At 38.8% G+C, this 19,476-nt stretch carries 20 protein-coding genes; 11 read left to right on the forward strand and 9 right to left on the reverse strand.

Annotation, left to right across the window (positions count from 1 at the left end; all coding sequences use genetic code 11):
- Positions 1-193: 193 nt before the first annotated feature.
- Positions 194-1,678, reverse strand: a complete 1,485-nt coding sequence (locus E6H07_05125) for a glycoside hydrolase family 32 protein (GenBank protein ID TMI65305.1) — start codon at positions 1,676-1,678, stop codon at positions 194-196.
- 9 nt (positions 1,679-1,687) lie between these two features.
- Positions 1,688-2,413, reverse strand: coding sequence for a 3-deoxy-manno-octulosonate cytidylyltransferase (gene kdsB / locus E6H07_05130; GenBank protein TMI65306.1), 726 nt, complete (start codon positions 2,411-2,413; stop codon positions 1,688-1,690).
- Between kdsB and E6H07_05135 the strand changes: the two genes are divergently transcribed.
- A complete protein-coding gene (locus E6H07_05135) occupies positions 2,394-4,439 on the forward strand; it encodes a gliding motility-associated C-terminal domain-containing protein (protein TMI65307.1) in 2,046 nt (681 codons plus the stop codon). The genes kdsB and E6H07_05135 overlap by 20 nt on opposite strands.
- Positions 4,440-4,449: 10 nt before the next feature.
- Here E6H07_05135 and E6H07_05140 read toward each other — a convergent pair whose 3' ends face one another.
- From E6H07_05140 to dnaN, 3 genes are all read right to left on the reverse strand, one after another.
- Positions 4,450-5,274 (reverse strand): sterol desaturase family protein, encoded by an 825-nt coding sequence (locus tag E6H07_05140; protein TMI65308.1) that lies wholly within the window; start codon positions 5,272-5,274, stop codon positions 4,450-4,452.
- An 85-nt stretch (positions 5,275-5,359) separates the two neighbouring features.
- Positions 5,360-5,773: a DUF2007 domain-containing protein gene (locus tag E6H07_05145; GenBank protein ID TMI65309.1), complete on the reverse strand. Its 414-nt coding sequence runs from the start codon at positions 5,771-5,773 to the stop codon at positions 5,360-5,362.
- Between the two features lie 98 nt (positions 5,774-5,871).
- On the reverse strand, positions 5,872-6,987 hold the full coding sequence (gene dnaN, locus E6H07_05150) for a DNA polymerase III subunit beta (GenBank protein ID TMI65310.1): 1,116 nt from the start codon (positions 6,985-6,987) through the stop codon (positions 5,872-5,874).
- A gap of 150 nt (positions 6,988-7,137) precedes the next feature.
- On the opposite strand from dnaN, the gene cmoA reads away from it, so the two are divergent.
- Both cmoA and E6H07_05160 read left to right on the forward strand, forming a co-directional pair.
- A complete protein-coding gene (gene cmoA / locus E6H07_05155) occupies positions 7,138-7,866 on the forward strand; it encodes a carboxy-S-adenosyl-L-methionine synthase CmoA (GenBank protein TMI65311.1) in 729 nt (242 codons plus the stop codon).
- A gap of 6 nt (positions 7,867-7,872) precedes the next feature.
- Positions 7,873-8,595 (forward strand): isoprenylcysteine carboxylmethyltransferase family protein, encoded by a 723-nt coding sequence (locus tag E6H07_05160; protein TMI65312.1) that lies wholly within the window; start codon positions 7,873-7,875, stop codon positions 8,593-8,595.
- A 164-nt stretch (positions 8,596-8,759) separates the two neighbouring features.
- Here the strand turns inward: E6H07_05160 and E6H07_05165 are convergent, their stop codons facing one another.
- The 3 genes from E6H07_05165 to tatC all read right to left on the reverse strand — a co-directional run bounded on the left by E6H07_05165 (position 8,760) and on the right by tatC (position 11,798).
- Positions 8,760-10,292, reverse strand: coding sequence for a M28 family peptidase (locus E6H07_05165; protein TMI65313.1), 1,533 nt, complete (start codon positions 10,290-10,292; stop codon positions 8,760-8,762).
- Between the two features lie 85 nt (positions 10,293-10,377).
- Positions 10,378-10,836, reverse strand: coding sequence for a ribose 5-phosphate isomerase B (rpiB, locus tag E6H07_05170; GenBank protein TMI65314.1), 459 nt, complete (start codon positions 10,834-10,836; stop codon positions 10,378-10,380).
- Positions 10,837-10,937: 101 nt separating this feature from the next.
- Complete coding sequence (gene tatC / locus E6H07_05175) at positions 10,938-11,798, reverse strand: twin-arginine translocase subunit TatC (protein ID TMI65315.1); 861 nt, start codon at positions 11,796-11,798, stop codon at positions 10,938-10,940.
- A 123-nt stretch (positions 11,799-11,921) separates the two neighbouring features.
- Here tatC and E6H07_05180 point away from each other — a divergent pair, with 123 nt between their 5' ends.
- On the forward strand, positions 11,922-13,055 hold the full coding sequence (locus E6H07_05180; GenBank protein ID TMI66469.1) for a divalent metal cation transporter: 1,134 nt from the start codon (positions 11,922-11,924) through the stop codon (positions 13,053-13,055).
- Between the two features lie 53 nt (positions 13,056-13,108).
- Here the strand turns inward: E6H07_05180 and E6H07_05185 are convergent, their stop codons facing one another.
- Complete coding sequence (locus E6H07_05185) at positions 13,109-13,576, reverse strand: DUF4920 domain-containing protein (protein TMI65316.1); 468 nt, start codon at positions 13,574-13,576, stop codon at positions 13,109-13,111.
- A 186-nt stretch (positions 13,577-13,762) separates the two neighbouring features.
- Here E6H07_05185 and recA point away from each other — a divergent pair, with 186 nt between their 5' ends.
- The 7 genes from recA (at position 13,763) to E6H07_05220 (ending at position 19,345) form a co-directional block, all read left to right on the forward strand.
- The gene (gene recA / locus E6H07_05190) at positions 13,763-14,806 is read left to right on the forward strand and encodes a recombinase RecA (protein TMI65317.1); all 1,044 of its coding nucleotides are present in this window, start codon (positions 13,763-13,765) and stop codon (positions 14,804-14,806) included.
- Positions 14,807-14,929: 123 nt separating this feature from the next.
- Positions 14,930-15,418, forward strand: coding sequence for a hypothetical protein (locus tag E6H07_05195; GenBank protein ID TMI65318.1), 489 nt, complete (start codon positions 14,930-14,932; stop codon positions 15,416-15,418).
- A gap of 36 nt (positions 15,419-15,454) precedes the next feature.
- The gene (locus E6H07_05200) at positions 15,455-16,000 is read left to right on the forward strand and encodes a YceI family protein (protein ID TMI65319.1); all 546 of its coding nucleotides are present in this window, start codon (positions 15,455-15,457) and stop codon (positions 15,998-16,000) included.
- A 67-nt stretch (positions 16,001-16,067) separates the two neighbouring features.
- A complete protein-coding gene (locus E6H07_05205) occupies positions 16,068-16,517 on the forward strand; it encodes a methylglyoxal synthase (protein TMI65320.1) in 450 nt (149 codons plus the stop codon).
- A gap of 9 nt (positions 16,518-16,526) precedes the next feature.
- Positions 16,527-16,826, forward strand: a complete 300-nt coding sequence (locus E6H07_05210; GenBank protein TMI65321.1) for a DUF3817 domain-containing protein — start codon at positions 16,527-16,529, stop codon at positions 16,824-16,826.
- A 39-nt stretch (positions 16,827-16,865) separates the two neighbouring features.
- Positions 16,866-18,908, forward strand: coding sequence for an excinuclease ABC subunit UvrB (uvrB, locus tag E6H07_05215; GenBank protein TMI65322.1), 2,043 nt, complete (start codon positions 16,866-16,868; stop codon positions 18,906-18,908).
- A gap of 155 nt (positions 18,909-19,063) precedes the next feature.
- Positions 19,064-19,345 (forward strand): hypothetical protein, encoded by a 282-nt coding sequence (locus E6H07_05220; protein TMI65323.1) that lies wholly within the window; start codon positions 19,064-19,066, stop codon positions 19,343-19,345.
- The last annotated feature ends 131 nt before the right edge of the window (positions 19,346-19,476 follow it).

The raw sequence follows: 19,476 nt of genomic DNA on the forward strand, positions 1-19,476 counted from the left end.
CTTGTATGTTCGGGCATAAAACTTTAAGGCGAGACATCTCAGAGGTCGGGATCTCTGAGATGTCTCGCATACAATCCTCATTTCGATATTGAACTATTTACGGCTCGACATGACAAGACTCGGGAAATGGCTAGGGAGAATAGAATCGAACAGCAAAATAAATAAACAGGTGGCATCTATTGATGAAAAATAATTACCAGGTCGATTTCATTTTATAAATAGTACAGGAAACCATTGTAGCGTAAACATTATCGCTGAACAATTCAATCTCCGAATCATACTCATCCGGGAAAAGCTGGGCGGTGAAAACCCGTTTGCCGCCATTTACAAATACTTCAACAATGCTGTTGTCAAAAAATACTTGTAAGCGAAGGTTGCCAGATAATATATAGGGTGTTTCATACCGGCTCTGTTTTTCAAAATTCTTATTAAACGATTGCTTCGCTGTTTTGCTTCTGTCGATATAAAGAATTTTTTTTTCTGTATCATAGCCGATCTCTAAAAAATGATCATTGCCAATTGCAATTCTTACACCGGTAATGGAACCTGCATTGGGTTTTATTTCAACATCAATTTCACATTGTTGTGTTTCTTCCGGCAGGCTGATATATTTTTCAATGATCCTGTTCTTACCTGAGTATGCAAGCTGACGTAAAGAGTTTATTTTCTCAACCGGCTTTTGGATCAAGATCCATTCGCCACCAATTTTCTTTACACTTAAGGTTCTTGGTATTGACATAGCTCCTTTCCATGGCGATGTAGGAATAGCATTTGCATAATTCCAGTTATTGATCCAGCCGATACTTACAGGCTTATGATTGTTGGGCAACTGTCCGTAACAAATAGCCGCATAATAATCCGGACCATAATCAGGGCGATAAATTTTATCTGCAGGATTTTCATTTACAAACTTTACACCGTCAAACTCACCAACGAAATATTGCATCGTACCGTTCATTGACATTTGCAATAACCATTTCTTTTTGCCCGGTTGTCCTTCAATCGGGATCTGCGTTAGATCAGGACATTCCCATACGCCACTCGTATCGCCGGCAGGCCCAAACTCACTCAGCAATTTCCATTCGGTTAAATTTTTTGAAGAATAAAACTGAACGACGTGTATATCAGATAGCATCAGTGCCATTACCCAATATTTTTTTTGAGTATACCAGAAGACCTTTGGATCACGGAAATCTTTTTTATTTAGATCCAGTATGGGGTTCTTATTATATTTTGTCCATGTAAGCCCATCATCCAGACTATAAGCAAGATGTTGCGATTGATTAACACCTTCAATATGCCCGGTATAAATTGCTACCATAGGAACCTTTCCATTTTTACCAAAACCACTTGTATTATTTTTATCGACCACACAGGTTCCGGAAAAAATCATGATGCCATTTTCCTCAGGTATAGCAACTGGTAAATGTTTCCAATGAATCAGATCTTTACTTGTTGCATGTCCCCAGCTCATATGTCCCCAAATATTTCCAAAAGGATTATGCTGGTAAAATAGATGGTATTGTCCATTATGATAAACCAAACCATTCGGATCATTGATCCAATTTTTTTCAGGAGAGAAATGGAATTGTGGACGGTATTGTTCTTTGTAAAGTGGTTCCTGCGAAAACGATTTTGCAGTAATTAATAGAAACAGAATAAAAAGAAGTTGTTTCATTTTGAAAGTTTATAAAAGCTTTGCCGCCTTAATTAAATCTTCGGGTGTATCAATCTCTACTCCCATATATTCAGTGATCACCATTTTTAACGGTACACCATTTTCAAGATAACGTAGACATTCAATTTTTTCTGCGGCTTCCAACGGTGTCATTTGCCAGTTGGTAAAATTGATCAAAGCTTCTTTGCGAAAAGCATATACACCGACATGTTCATAATATGTAACGGGAATATTTTTATCTCTTGGGTAAGGAATTATACTTCGTGAAAAGAAAAGAGAGTTCATGTTTTTATCAACCGCTACTTTCACATAGTTAGGGTCGTTGATTGATCTTTCATCTTTCAACACCTGCATCAGCGAAGCTACCTGTACTTTTTTCCCTTCTTCACCTTCAAAAACTTTCAACAATTTTTCAAGCGGTTCTTTTTTTACAAACGGTTCATCACCCTGTACGTTTACTATAATATCAACATTCAAATCAGCAACAGCTTCTGCAATGCGGTCGCTTCCGCTTTCATGCTGCTTTTTACTCATCATCGCTTTGCCGCCATTTGTTGTGATCGAATCAAAAATAATTTTACTGTCAGTCACAACGATCACTTCATCAAACAAGCCGGTGGCAATAGTATTATCATAAGTATGAAGGATAACGGGTTTATCGCCCAGCATTTGCATGAGCTTGCCCGGGAAACGGGTGGCAGCATAACGGGCAGGTATGAATGCTGTAATTTTCATTAAGCGAATATATGTTTTACTGGATTATTGCTTGTGTGTTCGCTATTGTGCATCGCAGGGGTTATTTTTACAGACCGAGGTGGAAAAGCATTTTAAAATACCGTTTTTATTTATAGCAGCGCTACTGTTACATCTTTCTTCATTATCACAGTTATGTACCGGTAGCCTGGGTTTGCCAATTGTAAATAAAACATTTGGCAGCGGATCCAACCCGGGCTTACCGCTTTTAGCGGCAAGTACTAATTACCAATATGTATCTTTTGATTGTCCCAATGATGGATTTTATACAGTAAGAAATAATACGGCAGGATGTTTTGGAAATAGCTGGCATAACCTGGCTTCGGATCATACAGGAGATCCTGGTGGCTATTTTATGTTGGTAAATGCATCTTTTCAACCAGGAGCATTTTATCTAGATACGGTAACTGGTCTTTGCTCAGGTACCACATTTGAATTTGCTGCATGGATAGTAAATGTATTGAGAGGATCGGCATGTGGCGGCGGCGGCATTACGCCCAATCTTACTTTTACAATTGAAAAAACAGATGGTACATTAATACAGAGTTATAATACCGGGAATATTCCAACGCCAAGCGCACCGGTGTGGCAGCAATACGGTTTCTTTTTTACCACACCTGTTGGAGTTAGTACTGTTGTTTTAAGAATTGTAAATAATGCACCGGGCGGATGTGGTAATGATCTTGCATTGGATGATATTACCTTTCGTCCCTGCGGGCCCTTGTTAAGTCCGGCGATCATAGGTTATACATCTGATTCAGCTACTATTTGCGAAGGAAACGCAAGAGTATTTGATTTTACTTGTGCTGTATCTTCTGGTTTTTCCAATCCGCTTTTTCAATGGCAGGAAAGTATAAATGGAGGACCATTTACTAATATAGCAGGTGCTACAGCTACCAACTATACTAAGAATATACCGGGCACCCCAGGTGTATATCAATACAAAATGCTGGCAGCAGAAGCTGGTAATATTAATAATACGGGCTGTAGAGTTGCGTCCCGGTTGTTAACGATATATGTAGAAGCAATACCATTATTGATCGTAAACAGCAATTCACCGGTTTGTCTTGGCAATACAATTCAGTTTTCGGGAACAGGTGCCTACCAATATACATGGCAGGGGCCTAATGGTTTTACTGCCAATGGAAGCACAGTATCCATTACAAATGCACAGTTCATTCATTCGGGAAAATATTATGTGAATTCAACCAGCCGCGCCGGGTGTCCAAAAAACGATTCGGTAACGATAGCTGTTAATCCTGTGCCGACAGCAACTGTATCATTTACGTCTGCTACTATTTGTGAAGGCGAGGCGTTACAGATGAATGCAACGGGCGGAGGAACATATCAATGGACTCCAACGACAGGCCTATCATCTTCAACATCAGCTAACCCGGTGATGAGCCCGGTTAGTACAACACAATACCAATTGGTGGTTACAAATAATTTCAATTGCACAGATACTGCAATAGTAAATATTGATGTTATAAAAAAGCCAGTTGCAAATGCAGGTCCGGATAAAGAAACTGTTTTGGGTTTGCCAGTTACACTTGAAGGAAATGTTGGCGGCGATAATATCAGTTATATATGGACACCACCAATACATCTTGATAATTCTTCGGCATTACAACCCGTGGCATTGCCTCTTCCCGCAGGACAATATGACTACAGGCTTACAGTAACATCGAATGTTGGTTGCGGTTCAGCTTTTGATGATGTAATTGTAACAGTCTATAATGATATTTATATACCCACAGCTTTTACGCCTAACCAGGATGGAAAGAATGATGTATGGTATGTGCCGTCGCTTTCATCGTTCTCTTTTTTTGAGTTATCAGTTTTTAACCGCTACGGTCAAATAGTTTTTCATACTAAAAATATAAAGGCAGCATGGGATGGAAAATATAAAGGACAACTACAACCCTCGGCTGTGTATGTTTATCTGATTACCGTTGGTGAAGGGGAAAATAAAAGAATGTATAAAGGAACAGTAACTCTAATACGCTAAGTGGAAATGTTTACTCATTCAGTTTTTGAAAAGGTTTTTTCATTAGCCTCATAAAGTCTTCATCTTTATCAGCAGGATAATATTGATCGATCCCATAGTGCAGATCTTTTTTATCTAGTTTCATAAATGTACCGAACAGCCGGTCCCAAATCGAAAAAACTCCTCCATAATTACTATCAGTAAAAGGTTGTTTCCAGTGATGGTGTACTTTGTGCATATTAGGTGAGACCAGTACATAGCTGAGGGAACTGTCCAGCCATTTAGGCAAATTCACATTTGCATGTGTAAATGCAGTAGCAAATACAAGCAGGGTTTGATAGATCATTACTCCATACATCGGTGCCCCGGAGATAAAGATCAACAACATAAAAAACAAACCACGCATAATACTATCACCCGGATGATGGCGCAGACCAGTAGTTACATCTACATTCGTGTCTGTGTGATGAACGAGATGAAACCGCCAGAGCAGTTTTACCTTATGCATTACAAGATGTACCAACCAGCTACTAAAATCTAATGCAAGTACAGAAATAACAACTGCTCCAAACACTCCAACATTAAACCAGTAGATCAATCCAAACTCTGCCTCTTTGCACCAGTCGCTGAGTTTGATAATAACAATTGCCAGCAGAGTGTGAATGATCAGGTGAATGATCGTAAAACCAAAATTTACACCGGCATGGCGAAGTTTGTTTTTCTTGTAGGTTAATGAGAGAAGGGGAATTGCGCCTTCGATGATCCAGAAAAATAATAGGCCGCCCACAAGAATAGCCATTCTTTCAAACGGACGTTGTTCAAGGGTTGAGAAATAGTGAATGATTTTATCCCACATAGAAAAAATTGAATGCTAATATGCCAACTGCCACGGGGCGGTGCATAAGCGGACAAAAGTTACGAAGGAAAAAAATAACAGCACGTTAAACAGGATTATTTTCTACCGGCTTTTCAAATTCTGCACCGCAGTCAAAACAATGATATACTTGTTCTACCGGCGGAGCAAAAGATGTAATAAACACTGCGATCAAAACACTCAGCCAGTTACCAGGTTTTCGCGGGGTGCTGACATACTCCAGGTTATGCGAATTACATTTAGGACAAGAAAGGCCGGCCTTTTTTTCTTTGTTCATTTCCCATAGCCACTGCAGGGCCTTCATCCTTTCATTTTCAGCCACCATTAATTTAATTCCCCCTACGGCATTGGTGAGAATAGGATCGATTGTTACTATGTTTTCATCTTTCAACCAACAATCAATTCCATCTTCCTGCATGCGACCCAACATAATGTTGGCATCAATATAATTAGTATAAACAGCGACCGGTACAAAATCCATTTACTAAAAATATAAAAGCGGATCGTACGACCCGCTTTTAAAGCGATTATTATTTTTAAACTACTGTTTACAAACAGGATTGATTCTACATCACCAGTCTATTGATTTAACATCAGCGGCATTACCAGCATCAGCAGCTCTTCATTATCTTCTTTGTCGGCGGGCTTAATGATACCGGCTTTTGTTGGAGTTGATAATTCAATTATTATATCATCACTATCCGCAGCATTCAGCATTTCAATTAAAAATTTCGCATTAAAAGCGATAGCAAGATCCTCACCATCATAACGGCATTTCATTCTTTCATCACCTTCATTGCTGAAGTCAACATCTTGCCCGGTGAGTTCCAATTCACTGCCAGCAATGGTAAGTGTAACCTGGTTAGTACTTTTATTACTGAAGATAGCAACACGGCGCAATGCACCTTGGAAATCATTTTTATTTACTGTAAGCTTGTAAGGATTATCGGTTGGTATTACCACTTTATAATCCGGGAACCTCGCATCGATCAATCGGCAACTCATTTGTATGCTGCCATGTTTTACAAAAAAATGATTGCTGTTATAGCTAAGTGTTATTTCATCATCATTGCCCGGCAATGCAGCTTTTAATAAACTCAAAGGTTTTTTAGGAACAATAAAAGAATCTGACTTCGGACATTTTACATCTGTTCTTTTATATTTTACTAAACGATGTGCATCGGTAGCAACAGTTTGCATTCCTTTTTTATCCAATTCAAAGAATACACCGGTCATCGCAGGGCGCAGATCATCGTTGCTTACAGCAAACAATGTTTTATTTACAGCGGTTACCAAAGCAGAAGCGGTAGTAGTAAATGAAGTGGTATCATCCGCAGCAGGTTCTTTCGGAAAATTATCCGGATTTTCACCCATCACTTTATACTTACCATTATCACTGGTCAATTCAATACCGAAATTTTTATCAATATTAAAAGTGAGCGGTTGGTCTGGAATATTTTTCAAACTATCCAATAAAATTTTTGCAGGAATACAAACCTTACCGCTGTCTTTAGCTTCAATATCCAGTTGAACCCGCATTACAGTCTCAAGGTCGGTGGCCACCACCGTCAGTTTATTTTTTTCTACTTCAAATAAAAAATCTTCAAGGATCGGCAATACCGTGTTGGCATTAATGACACCGGCAATATGCTGCAGTTGTTTTAGTAAGGCAGAGGAAGAAACGATGAACTTCATAAGCGACGTTGAATATTTTTAGATAGAATGATGGCAGCGAAACTACTGATTTTTAATTTATAGCCAATCAAATTTGACCGCTTATTCAGCACTGTGGAAATAACCGAGTTTAGCCCGAAAAAGTTACCTTGCAGACCTAATTTTTTATCTATGGGAAAAGACGAAGTTTTTAAGGAGGAAATAGAGAAAGTAAGTGATTTTAAATTTGGAGCCGGTGTGGCCAAAGTGTTTGATGATATGGTAAGCCGCTCTGTTCCCTACTATGGCGAGATCCAGCGGATGATGGCTGAACTGGCCACCGATCATGCAAAAGAAGGTTCGCTGGTATACGATCTGGGTTGCAGCACTGGTACTACAATGATTGGCATGGACACAATGGTGGATAATAAAGTAAAATTCATTGGTGTAGATGATAGCCCGGAAATGCTGGATAAGTGTAAATCAAAATTGATGGAACTTGGATTCAGCAGGGATTATGATCTCACAATCGCTGATCTGAACGAGGGGGTAGAAATAAAAAATGCATCCGTTGTTGTTTTGTGTTTAACACTTCAGTTTGTCCGGCCCATTTACAGGCAAAAACTGCTTGACGATATTTATCAAGGACTCAACTCCGGCGGTGTGCTGATACTGGTAGAAAAAATTCTTGCAGAAGACAGCTTGTTTAACCGTGACTTTATCAAATACTATTATAATTATAAACGACGCAATAATTACAGCGAAATGGAAATATCTCAAAAAAGAGAAGCGTTGGAAAATGTGCTGATTCCTTACAAACTTTCAGAAAATATAACCATGCTGCGTGACCGGGGCTTTGCTCATTGCGAAGTATTTTTTAAATGGTACAATTTTGCAGGCATGATCGCAATAAAGAAATAATACCAGATGGTTCAGATAGGAAATTTTTTCTTCAAACACCGCAATTGGCTCTTCATCTTTTTTTATGGCGCCTTATTCATTCCGTCCTGGCCCATTGTATCAAAAGAAAACTGTGGTGAAAATTATTTATGGTGGCCGATCATCATTGGTTTAATTATTACAGTTAAGGGCCAACTGATCCGCGGACTCACGATCGGGCTTGCTTATATCGTTCGTGGGGGTAAAGAAGGCAAACCCTATGCAGAAGGATTAGTAACGGATGGAATTTTTAATCATTGCCGCAACCCATTGTATGTTGGTAATATCCTGATGCTGTTAGGAGTCGGTATTTTAGCCAACTCGTTATTATATGTTGCTGTAATCATTCCTTTGTTTCTTTTCATTTACCAGGCCATTGTTTTGGCAGAAGAAGATTTTTTGCGTAAAAAATTCGGAAATGATTTTGATATGTATTGTAAAAAAGTAAACCGCTGGGTTCCTGATCTTAGAGGATTAGGGAAAACAATGAAAGGAATGGAGTTTAAGTGGAAGCGTTGGATATTAAAGGAACATACAACACAATTTATCTGGCTGGCAGGTATCATTCTTATTTTACTACTGCGTTATCCTGAGCTTACTGGTAATAGCATTACTTGCCGAAACACTACGGCCATTATTCTTCTTTCTGCACTTACTCTGGTTTATATTCTTATCCGTGTTCTTAAAAAAACAGGAAGGTTTAAAGAATAAAAAACGGCCCGCCGGATAAGATCAAAGGCCGTTTGTATTTATGCTAAAGGGTAAGGATTGTTTGTTATAGAGAAATAGACCAAAGCCTTTCAACTGGGTTTAATGAAACATAAAAAACCCCTTGAAAAACTTTCAAGGGGTTGAATAATATTACTGAAACAAACCTAAAATCCTCTTGGAGGTGTATCCAGTTTAATATCTCTTTTCAACATTTGCTCACGATTAGCCATTTCCCATGCTGTATGGAAAACAAGCTGGCCTCTTTTTGCCATCAACGGATAATTTATTTTATCCGGCGTATCGGTGGGGCGGTGATAATCTTTATGTACACCATTGAAATAGAAAATTATCGGAACACCTTTCTCGGCAAAATTGTAATGATCGCTACGATAATAAAAACGGTTCGGATCTTTTGGATCATTATATTTTCTGTCGAGCTTCAGTTTTGAATTTGCTTTATTAACCAAATCTGCGATTGGCGCCAGGTCGCTACTGAGTTTATCATCTCCTATTACATAAACATAATTTGTCGAGTCTTTGTCTTTATCATATTCACTTCCTATTCTACCAATCATATCAATATTCAAATCGGCTGTTGTTTTCTCAAGTGGGTAAACAGGGTGATTGGCATAATAAGCCGAACCCCACAGACCATGTTCTTCACCACTTACCGTCATAAATAAAATACTGCGGCGGGGACCTTTGCCTGCTTCTTTTGCTTTTGCAAATGCTTCGGCTAATTCAAGCACCGATACGGTTCCGCTTCCATCATCATCAGCACCATAATTTATTATTGTATCATTTCTTGCACCAATATGATCATAGTGTGCAGTTATCAGCAGGTACTCATCTTTTTTATCAGTTCCTTCAATCATCCCCATTACATTTGACGCATAAGTAGTTTTTGTTTGCTTAAAATAGCTGAAGTCAACATTTGCTTTATATGTTTTTGAAGGCACACCTTGTTTCATTTTATCAAATATCCCTGTCGCATCATCACCCATGATAGCTGCAGCAACTTTTTCTGAAACTGTAAAAGCAAGCGGCGTTTGTGCTGACTTATAGGAATTCAGAACCCAGCCACCTTGAAAACCACCACCCGCGGTCCTTGGAAAATTTTTACCAATGATCAATAAACCTGCAGCGCCTTTCTTTTGTGCGGTCATGCCTTTGCCAGTGGCAGAAACAGATCTTGCGCCTTGTGTTGGTTTAAAACCATCCGGCGTTCCATCGACAATAATTACGAGTTTGCCCATTACATCCAATCCTGCATAATCATCCTGCTGACCATCTACAATTCCAAAGCCAGCAAAGACAGCTTCACTAAAACGCATTTCACCGCTGTAGTTTGAATTGGAAGAAATAAAATCCTTATTAGTTTCAAAAGCAGATCCATTCACATTCATAGAACTGCTGATCATTGAATCTTTATACAACGGATATTGCTGGCGATAGCTTCCGTTGTTTCCCGGAATTAAACCAAGCGATTTAAAATGATTTTCGATATACTCAGCCGCCTTATCCAGGCCTGGTGATGGAGTGTCCCGGCCACGCATTTCTTTACTGGCAATTATGTACAAATGTTTTTTTAGATCTTCTACCGAAATAGTGCTGGCAAAAAAAGCAGGGCTGTTCTTTTTTTGCGCCAGCGCAAATAAGGGAAGCAATGCCGTTAGTACAGAAAACAGTTTTTTCATTGATGTGTTATTTTATAAAATAATTCCCAAACATAATTCAAATGAATGTTTGGGAATAAAAGAAATGATGAAAGGCTGTAAAATATCAGGCAGAGCAGGCTATTTTATCTACCCGTTTGCCATGGCGACCGCCTTCAAACTCTGTATGCATAAAAAGATTAACCATTTTCTCCGCATCTCCTTCACGAACAAAGCGGGCCGGAATGCAGATAATATTTGCATTATTATGCTCTCTTGAAAGTTTGGCCAACTCTTCGCCCCAGCATACTGCGGCGCGGATACCCTGGTGTTTATTAGCGGTAATGGCTACACCATTGGCACTGCCACAAATTAAAATACCAAAGGCTGCTTCATCCTTTTCAATAGCATCAGCAACCGGGTGTGCAAAATCGGGATAATCCACCGAGTCCTTAGAATGCGTTCCAAAATCAGTAAATGCAAAGCCCTTGCCTTCTAAAAAAGAAATCAGTTTTTCTTTATAATCGTACCCCGCATGGTCACTGCCAATAGCGATGGGTTTATTGAGATTGAAAGGAGAGTTCATATAGTTGGGAGTTTATAGTTAGGAGTTCGGAGTAATTGCACAAAGTTAGGAAAATTCTGACTCCTGACTCCTGACTCCGAACTACCGACTCCTTACTTAAATCAACTCCACTCTTTTGCCGCTTTTTCTTTCTCTTTATTAATGCGGGAGGCGATGATTATACTTGCTTCATATAGAAGGTATAACGGTATTGTTACAATACCCAGGCTAAAAGGATCGGTTGTGGGAGTAATAATAGCGGCGAGTATTAATATAACAACAATGGCATGACGGCGGTATTTTCTTAAAAAAGCTGCAGTAACAACACCGATTCGTGCAAGGATCATTACTAACAATGGCATTTGAAATAAAATACCAATACCTACTGTAGTATAGATCAGGTTTTCAAGATAATCAGAAAAGGTGGGCATGATCGTTATCATATCGCTAAGCTTATAGGTAAAATAAAAGTTTACCATAAACGGAGTGAGAATAAAATAACCAAAAGCAACCCCAAGGAAAAATAAAAAAGAGACCCAGAAAATGACACCTCTTGTTTTCTTCAGCTCTTTAGGTGTAAGTGCAGGTTTTACAAATTTCCAAAACTCCCAAAATACATATGGGAACGCAACAATAAACCCGCCAACAAAAGCAACAGTAAATGATGAAATGAACTGCCCGGTCATTGTAGTCTCCAAAAATTTTACATCTACTTTTCCAAAACACAAAGCCTCACCCATGCCGATCTTTCTGCCAACAGTACAAAACCATTGGGCAGTTACAAAATCTGGTTTTGTAGGAGCAAACAAAAGTTGATCTACAACCTTCTCGATAAAAATAAAGATCACAATTGCAGCAAGTACAATCGCAACCACCGAACGGAGAATATGCCAACGCAGTTCTTCAAGATGATCAATAAAGGTCATCTCGTTTCCGGTTTCTTCTTTTTTATTGCGTTTATTTAAAAAATCGAGTAGGGCCATAAGGGAGGCGGCAAAGATAATGAGTCAAGCCTGTCAGATTTGAAAAAACAAGACTCATTGAAATCAATTATTTTTAATTAATAAGTGAAAAGAAACTCTGCAATACTCGGTGCTGCTTTTTTAATGGCAACTTCCGCCATTGGTCCCGGCTTTCTTACTCAAACCTCAAAATTTACAGGAGAATTGATGGCAAGCATGGGTTTCGTCATCCTTATTTCAGTAATACTGGATTTAGGCGCCCAAATGAACATATGGCGGATTGTAACCATGAGTGAAAACCGGGCACAAGACTTATCCAACAAAGTAATTCCGGGTCTTGGCTATTTTTTAGCAGTATTAATTGCCGGAGGCGGTTTGGTTTTTAATATCGGGAACATTGCGGGCTGTGGTTTGGGCTTAAATGTATTGACGGGAATAAGTGCTGAAACTGGGGCTATTATCAGTTGTGTGATTGCATTGGGTATCTTTTGGTATAAAGAAGCAGGATTACTGATTGATAATTTTTCAAAACTGCTGGGAATATTAATGATTGGCCTTACACTTTATGTTGCTTTCAAATCACATCCTCCTGTTGGAGAAGCTTTATACAGAACTTTCTGGCCAGAGAAAATTGATGTAATGAAAATTGTAACACTGGTTGGCGGAACAGTCGGCGGATATATTTCATTTGCCGGGGCCCATCGCTTGTTGGATGCGGGGATAAAAGGAAAAAGGAATTTACCACAGGTAACACAAAGCTCATTGAGCGGAATATTTATTACAGCCACAATGCGATTCATATTATTTCTTGCCGCATTGGGTGTCGTCGCTGGTGGTGCTACACTTGCAACAGGCAATCCTGCTGCTTCTGTTTTTCAATTTGCAGCAGGAGATATTGGCTATAAATTTTTTGGTGTAGTAATATGGTGCGCAGCTATTACTTCAGTTGTTGGAGCTTCATATACTTCAGTTTCTTTTTGGAAAACATTGGTCCCGGCAGTTTCTAAAAATGAAAAACTCATTATCAGCGGATTTATAGTTTTATCAACAATTGTTTTTATAATCGAAGGCAATCCTGTAAACCTCCTGATAAAAGCCGGAGCTATTAATGGCATTATTCTTCCCATCGGGTTGGCAGTTATTTTATTGGCAGCTACAAAATCTTCACTGATGAAAGGGTATAAGCATCCCACCTGGTTACAGGTATTTGGCTGGCTTGTAGTTGCGGTTATGAGCTGGATGAGTTTTGAAACCATCAGGCAAATGCTCGGCAAATAAAAATCCCCGCCTTATTTTATAAAGCAGGGACTTTTTTATACTAACAAAATTCTTTATTCAATTACTTTAACACCTTTCACTGTCATCAGCACTTCTTTCTTGGGTTCTTTTATTTTTTCAATTTCTTCTTTGCTTTTACCTGCATCTTCTGCGTAGTGCTTCAGCATATTTACAGAAGTTTCTTTTACCTGGGCGGAGCCTTCGGCCACTACCACTTTACCAACAATATCCAGCGGCATTGCAAATTCATGATCTTTTACTTTTATCATAATCGTGCTGCCATCCTCTTTCTGGAGTTTTGCCCAGCAACCCATTGCTTTACAAACCTCAACCACTTTGCCCTTTATTTTTCCTTCGTATTTATTATCTACCATTTTAGATTCTATTTCGTTGGTAGAGACAGCGGTACCTTTTTCAGTAACCTCGCCAAATACTACACCCGGCTTAGCAGATGGAGCATCCTGTGCATTGATGCTGAAGGAAAAAGTCAGCACGGCTGCTGCAAGCAAAATTCTTTTCATATTTCTAAGATTTAGGAGGTCAAATATCGGTAAATTTTGTTGTGATGGCAACCCTGATTTTAGTCAGCCTCAGGCAGGCCTAAAAAAATATTTCCCAAAATGTTAGCAGGTAATTGCTAAATCATTTAGCTTTGAAAGTTCAAATCATTTTTTCGGACGGCAAAACAGAAAACCTAATTTTGGTATATGGCAAAGACAGATAAAGAAAAAACCACCGATATGTCAACAAATAACAACAGCGAAAAGCTTAAAGCTCTTAAGCTAACTATTGACAAAATTGAAAAAGATTATGGCAAGGGAAGTGTGATGATGATGAATGAGAAAGGAACTGCCGAAATGGAAGTCGTGTCTACCGGCTCAATTGGGTTGGATGTGGCACTTGGAATTGGTGGATTACCGAGAGGAAGGGTAGTTGAGATCTACGGACCGGAATCATCTGGTAAAACAACAATTGCCACACATGTTATAGCACAAGCTCAAAAGAAAGGCGGCATGTGTGCTATTATAGATGCTGAGCATGCTTTCGACAGTGCTTATGCAAAGAAATTAGGTGTTGATGTTGATAATCTTTTGATATCTCAGCCTGATTATGGTGAGCAGGGATTGGAAATTGCTGACCGACTGATTTTATCCGGTGCATTAGATGTGGTGGTAATTGATTCAGTAGCAGCCCTTGTTCCGAAAAGTGAACTCGAAGGAGAAATGGGAGACAGTAAAATGGGCCTTCATGCAAGATTGATGAGCCAGGCATTGAGAAAACTAACAGCTACAATTGCAAAAACAAATACGATTTGCATTTTCATTAACCAGTTGCGGGAAAAGATCGGGGTGATGTTTGGAAACCCTGAAACTACAACAGGCGGCAATGCATTAAAATTTTATGCTTCAGTTCGTTTGGATATTCGTCGCTCTTCTCAAATTAAAGATGGCGAAGAAGCGATTGGTAACAGGGTAAAAGTAAAAGTTGTAAAGAATAAGGTAGCCCCACCTTTCCGTTCGGCAGAGTTTGATATCATTTTCGGAGAAGGGATTTCTAAGAACGGTGAAATAATAGATATGGGTGTTGAGTTGGGTATTGTTCAGAAAAGCGGAAGCTGGTTCAGCTATAATACTGATAAATTGGGCCAGGGACGTGAAGCGGTAAAACAACTACTTGTTGATAATCCTGAACTTGCCAACGAGATTGAAGCGAAGATCAGGGAGAAAATTAAAGAGATACAGGCAACTTAGTTTTAATCCGAACTTTGTTTTCTAAATATGGGTTAGTATATAACCCCGACGGTAAACGTCGGGGTTTTTTTATTTCATTTAACACTGTCCTTAACATACATCAAGCTTGTTTTTAATTGATTGATGAAGCTTTGCAAATTGTTTATTAAAATGTTTAAAAATCCAGGAAATAAAAAGGTTCTCAGGTGGTCTCTCATCTCAGGTGGAGCTTTGCTGGCTGTGGGTATCATTGTTTACTTCTACTTTGCAAACCTCACTTATGATGATACTGCTAAAGTTAAATCTGAATTCTCAGTAGAAGCTATTCCATTTATAAAGGAGTTTGAAGCCGATTATAAAGCTGCAAATAAAAAATATGCGGAAAAGATCATTTCTGTTACAGGAATAATCACAGAAACTGAGGCTGCCGACAGTACAATTAATATTAAAATGGCGGATACAACAACCGGATCATATTTAATTTTTGCTTTTCAACAGCAGCACCTGGATCAGGCTAAAACCCTGAAACCCGGTGACAGAGTAACTATAAAAGGATCTTGTAGTGATGGAATATATAGCGAGATACTCGACACTTACTTTGTAAGTTTTAAAAGAAGTACAATTGATAAATAACATAAACACACTCTAAAAATCAAAAAATATACAAAAATGAAAAAAACAGTTTTAACCCTTTCGATCGCTATAACATCTCTTATTGCTATTGCTCAGAAAAAAACAACAACTTCAGCAACCGTTGGATTCGATGCATCCACGTCGATTGATAACTTGCCCAAAGCAGAAAATAAAACGGCTATTGCCGCTATTGACCAGGCAAAAAACACTATCCAGTTTGAAGCTGCCATTAAAAGCTTTGCATTTTCAAATCCCAAAATACAGGAACATTTCAATCAGAAGAGCTGGATGAATTCTGACGAATTCCCCAAAGCAACTTTTAATGGTGTGATAACAAATCCTGGCGCAGTAAACTTTAAAAAAGACGGGACTTATACAGTGAATGTAGAAGGCGACCTGAGTATAAAAGGGAAATCACAAAAAGTAACAACACCAGCAACAATTGTTGTGGAAGGAAAAAAATTGAAAGCATCTGCATCTTTCAGCATTAAACTGGCGGATTATGAAATTGACGGACAACCGATTTCTGCCGGTAAGGTTTCAAAAGAACCTAAAATCACAGTATCAGCCGAACTGAATTAATAATCTGTATCTTTAATCATAAATATGCCTTGCCTTATGGTAAGGCATTTTATTTTAAAGTATAAATATGGATAAAAGAAATCTGAACAGTTGTAAACGAATTGCACTTGTGGCGCATGATCATAAAAAGGACGAAATTATTGAATGGGCAATTTTCAATAAAACAACGCTGACTAAGCACAGGCTCTATGCGACAGGTACTACAGGCACACTTTTAGAGAATGCGCTTGATCAATCCATTACAAAACTATTAAGTGGTCCACTTGGTGGCGATCAGCAGATAGGCGCCATGATTGCTGAAGGCAAACTTGATGTATTGATATTTTTCTGGGATCCGATGGAAGCACAGCCCCATGACCCGGATATAAAAGCATTGCTACGGGTAGCTGCGACCTGGAATATCCCGATTGCCTGCGATCGTTCAACAGCCGATTTTATTTTAACATCGCCACTGATGCAGGAAGAATATGAAGCTATATTGCCGGATTATTCCGCTTATCTGAAAAGAAAAATCTGATCTCATTTTATGCAAAAAAAATTATTACATAACCTTCGCTACTCAGGAATTATTGAAGGCATTTCATTTTTAGTGTTGTTGCTTATTTGCATGCCGCTAAAATATATTTTTCACAAGCCAGGATTTGTACTGGTTTTCGGCTGGGTACATGGAGCATTATTTGTGCTCTATGCTTATTTTGTTATAAAGGCATGGGTGGTGAGAAAATGGACATTCAAAAAAGCATTCCGTATTGGAATCGCTTCTGTTATCCCACTGGGAACATTTTTTACGGATAAGGAAATTAAGAAAGAAGAAGATGGCTTATAGCCATCTCTTGCATGCAAAGAATTATTAATTTGCAAGACTATGTCTGCCTTTAATCTCCATGCTCCTTTTCCCCCCGCTGGCGACCAGCCGGATGCAATTCGTCAATTGACGGAAGGAGTGTTGAATGGGGAAAGATATCAAACCCTGCTGGGTGTTACAGGTAGTGGAAAGACATTTACTATTGCTAATCTTATTCAGAATGTTCAAAGACCAACGCTGGTCCTTACACATAATAAAACATTGGTTGCTCAGTTGTATGGCGAGTTCAAACAATTCTTTCCTGAAAATGCAGTAGGTTATTTTGTTTCTTATTACGATTATTATCAGCCAGAAGCATACTTGCCAGTAAGTGATATTTATATTGAAAAGGATCTATCCATCAATGATGAGCTTGATAAATTAAGACTGCACGCAACATCTGAATTGCTTAGCGGAAGAAGAGATATCATTGTTGTCGCATCGGTGAGCTGTATTTATGGTATTGGAAATCCTGATGAATTTGCAAATGGGATTATTCGCATTCATAAAAAACAAACACTTTCAAGACAGGGTTTTCTTCATTCGCTGGTGAATATTCTTTACTCAAGAACAACACTTGAATTTAAAAGAGGAACCTTCAGGGTAAAAGGAGATACGGTTGATATCAATCTTCCTTATTTGGATAACGGCTATCGTATTACTTTTTTTGGAGATGAAATAGAAGAAATAGAAAGCTTTGATGTAGTTACCGGTAAACGCTTTAGTGTATTAGATAATGCCGCTATCTTTCCAGCCAATCTTTACCTGGCTCCAAAAGATATGATTCAGCAAATTCTTTACGAGATACAGGATGAAAAAAATGCACAGGTAGAGTATTTTAAAAACTCAGGAAAATATATTGAAGCACAAAGACTGAGCGAAAGAGTCAATTACGATGTTGAAATGATCCGTGAACTCGGTTATTGTAATGGGGTAGAAAACTATTCGAGATTTTTTGACCGACGCAAACCCGGGACACGGCCATTCTGTTTGCTGGATTATTTCCCCAATGATTTTTTGTGTGTGATAGATGAAAGCCATCAAACCATTCCGCAGGTAAGCGGTATGTATGGTGGCGATAGAAGCAGGAAATTAATTTTAGTTGATTATGGTTTTCGTTTGCCTTCCGCAATGGATAACCGCCCACTTAATTTCCAGGAATTTGAATCAATGCTGAATCAAACCATTTTTGTTTCGGCAACACCCGATGATTTTGAACTGGAAAAATGTGGTGGCGTGGTTGTCGAACAGGTTGTAAGACCAACAGGATTATTAGATCCACCGATTGAAATTCGTCCAAGTGTAAACCAGATTGATGATTTACTGGATGAAATTGATAAACGTGTAACAAAAGGTGACAGGGTTCTAGTAACAACATTGACCAAACGGATGGCAGAAGAAATGGATAAATACCTGAAGCGTATCAATATCAAATCAAAATATATACACAGCGAAGTGCATACACTTGACAGAGTGGAGATTCTTCGACAGTTAAGATTGGGAGAAATAGATGTATTGGTTGGTGTAAACCTTTTACGTGAAGGATTGGATTTGCCTGAAGTCTCTTTGGTAGCAATTCTTGATGCAGACAAAGAAGGTTTTTTGCGCAACGAAAAAAGCTTGACACAAACAGCCGGCCGTGCTGCAAGAAATGTAGATGGTCTTGTTATCTTTTATGCAGATAAGATGACGGAAAGCATGCAACGTACAATTGATGAGACTACTCGCCGCCGCGAAAAACAAATTGAATGGAATATTAAATACGGTATTACCCCAACCACAATTAAGAAAACAACTCAGGATGTTTTTGCACAAACATCGGTATTGGATATAAAAGGCTTCGATCTTAAAAACCCGTATGCTATTGCAAATGATGATGACCTGGTGACCATTGCTGCCGAGGATCAGGAAACATACAAAACCATTCCACAAACAGAAAAGGCTGTTGCTCAAACTAAAAAGCAAATGGAAAAAGCAGCTAGAGATATGGACTTTATGGAAGCGGCAAGACTGAGAGATGAAATGTTTCGTCTTCAAAAACAGCTGGAAGAAATGAAGAGGTGAACGGAGATTCGTAGATATACGAGCCACACTCAGAGTATTAGTGCCCGACTTTTATTGTTTCGATGCTCCAAAGATTGCACACACTAAATAGCTTCTCTACTTTAGTCCTCAGAACAACGAATCCAATATTTGTTAAACCAGTAAATCCAATAGTTATGAAACGTCGTGTCCGTAAAATCTTAAATTTCTTTGCATTCAACCTTCTGTTCTTCGCCCTGTACCTGAATTTTATTCACAAGGATAATATGGCAGTGGCGGCAGTATCTGACAGTAACAATCAAGTAAATGCAGCCGCTTTCAGCGGTACTGTATTGGTTGAAAATCCTGAGCAATACTCGCAGAAGAAAAATGAAGTAACTGTACCGGCAACTCAACAAGCTGCTGCTACAAAAGACGAGCCTGTATCAGGCCAGCCTTTAAAACTTTCTATCAATTAAGCAAGCGAAGCAGAGTTATAATAAAACCAACCCGGGCCCTTTCTAGGATCTGGGTTTTTTGTTGCCATAAATTGAGGCCAGATATTATAAATGGCTATTCTGCTGAGGGCTGAAATAATTACCTTAGCAAA

The sequence above is a fragment of the Bacteroidota bacterium genome, assembly GCA_005882315.1.
Lineage (GTDB): Bacteria > Bacteroidota > Bacteroidia > Chitinophagales > Chitinophagaceae > VBAR01.

Excerpts from the sequence above, each read along its gene's own strand:
- E6H07_05145 (TMI65309.1), bottom strand. The coding sequence starts at position 5,773 with ATGGATTTTGTACCGGTCGCTGTTTATACTAATTATATTGATGCCAAC.
- E6H07_05200 (TMI65319.1), top strand. The coding sequence starts at position 15,455 with ATGAAAAAAACAGTTTTAACCCTTTCGATCGCTATAACATCTCTTATT.
- E6H07_05185 (TMI65316.1), bottom strand. The coding sequence starts at position 13,576 with ATGAAAAGAATTTTGCTTGCAGCAGCCGTGCTGACTTTTTCCTTCAGC.
- E6H07_05195 (TMI65318.1), top strand. The coding sequence starts at position 14,930 with ATGAAGCTTTGCAAATTGTTTATTAAAATGTTTAAAAATCCAGGAAAT.
- E6H07_05205 (TMI65320.1), top strand. The coding sequence starts at position 16,068 with ATGGATAAAAGAAATCTGAACAGTTGTAAACGAATTGCACTTGTGGCG.
- uvrB (TMI65322.1), top strand. The coding sequence starts at position 16,866 with ATGTCTGCCTTTAATCTCCATGCTCCTTTTCCCCCCGCTGGCGACCAG.
- E6H07_05125 (TMI65305.1), bottom strand. The coding sequence starts at position 1,678 with ATGAAACAACTTCTTTTTATTCTGTTTCTATTAATTACTGCAAAATCG.
- E6H07_05160 (TMI65312.1), top strand. The coding sequence starts at position 7,873 with ATGGTTCAGATAGGAAATTTTTTCTTCAAACACCGCAATTGGCTCTTC.
- recA (TMI65317.1), top strand. The coding sequence starts at position 13,763 with ATGGCAAAGACAGATAAAGAAAAAACCACCGATATGTCAACAAATAAC.
- E6H07_05135 (TMI65307.1), top strand. The coding sequence starts at position 2,394 with ATGAATGCTGTAATTTTCATTAAGCGAATATATGTTTTACTGGATTAT.
- tatC (TMI65315.1), bottom strand. The coding sequence starts at position 11,798 with ATGGCCCTACTCGATTTTTTAAATAAACGCAATAAAAAAGAAGAAACC.
- kdsB (TMI65306.1), bottom strand. The coding sequence starts at position 2,413 with ATGAAAATTACAGCATTCATACCTGCCCGTTATGCTGCCACCCGTTTC.
- dnaN (TMI65310.1), bottom strand. The coding sequence starts at position 6,987 with ATGAAGTTCATCGTTTCTTCCTCTGCCTTACTAAAACAACTGCAGCAT.
- cmoA (TMI65311.1), top strand. The coding sequence starts at position 7,138 with ATGGGAAAAGACGAAGTTTTTAAGGAGGAAATAGAGAAAGTAAGTGAT.
- E6H07_05165 (TMI65313.1), bottom strand. The coding sequence starts at position 10,292 with ATGAAAAAACTGTTTTCTGTACTAACGGCATTGCTTCCCTTATTTGCG.
- E6H07_05220 (TMI65323.1), top strand. The coding sequence starts at position 19,064 with ATGAAACGTCGTGTCCGTAAAATCTTAAATTTCTTTGCATTCAACCTT.
- E6H07_05180 (TMI66469.1), top strand. The coding sequence starts at position 11,922 with ATGGCAACTTCCGCCATTGGTCCCGGCTTTCTTACTCAAACCTCAAAA.
- rpiB (TMI65314.1), bottom strand. The coding sequence starts at position 10,836 with ATGAACTCTCCTTTCAATCTCAATAAACCCATCGCTATTGGCAGTGAC.
- E6H07_05140 (TMI65308.1), bottom strand. The coding sequence starts at position 5,274 with ATGTGGGATAAAATCATTCACTATTTCTCAACCCTTGAACAACGTCCG.
- E6H07_05210 (TMI65321.1), top strand. The coding sequence starts at position 16,527 with ATGCAAAAAAAATTATTACATAACCTTCGCTACTCAGGAATTATTGAA.